Source organism: Neisseria sp. P0021.S007 (genome assembly GCF_051956855.1).
Genome location: NZ_JBQCXA010001276.1, coordinates 1 through 506, shown reverse-complemented (window position 1 = coordinate 506; position 506 = coordinate 1). Strand labels below are relative to the sequence as shown.

The 506-nt window shown below is 54.3% G+C and carries 1 protein-coding gene; it reads right to left on the bottom strand.

What is annotated here, in order from left to right; genetic code table 11:
* Positions 1 to 293 (bottom strand): tRNA (adenosine(37)-N6)-dimethylallyltransferase (locus tag ACTHUR_RS18710; protein ID WP_440400270.1); only part of this gene is annotated, 293 nt, incomplete at its 3' end.
* Between the last annotated feature and the right edge of the window lie 213 nt (positions 294 to 506).

Here is a 506-nt window from a genome sequence, read left to right as displayed (position 1 = left end):
ATCAAAGGCAGCATGCCGCGCGCGTGGATTTCCTCCGCCAGCCGCACGCAGTCGCCGACAAACTCCGCAGCGCTGTAAGATTCCGTCGGCAGGATGATGTCGATAAGGTGGTGCGGCACGGCATCAAGCTCGGCAGCCGTTGGCTTTGCCGTGCCGATGTCCATATCGCGGTACACCAGCGCGGAATCGAGGCTGATGATTTCAACCGGCAGGGCTTCGGCGATTTTCAAGGCGAGGGCGGTTTTCCCGCCGGCAGTCGGGCCGAGTATGGCAAAGGCTTTTGGGGTGTTCATATCAAAAGGGGCGTGGGGAAACGGACGGATTATAGCAAAAGGTCGTCTGAAATCATTGCTTCATTCATGATAAATATCTGTATCGACACTTGATTTCCCCCAATTTTTCTCGAACTGTGAAGAAGTCGAAATATCGCTCTGCCCTAGTTTCTTTAATCTAAAGCAGGTAGAATGGCAACCGTTGCCTGATGCGGGCGAACACCCGCATCAGGC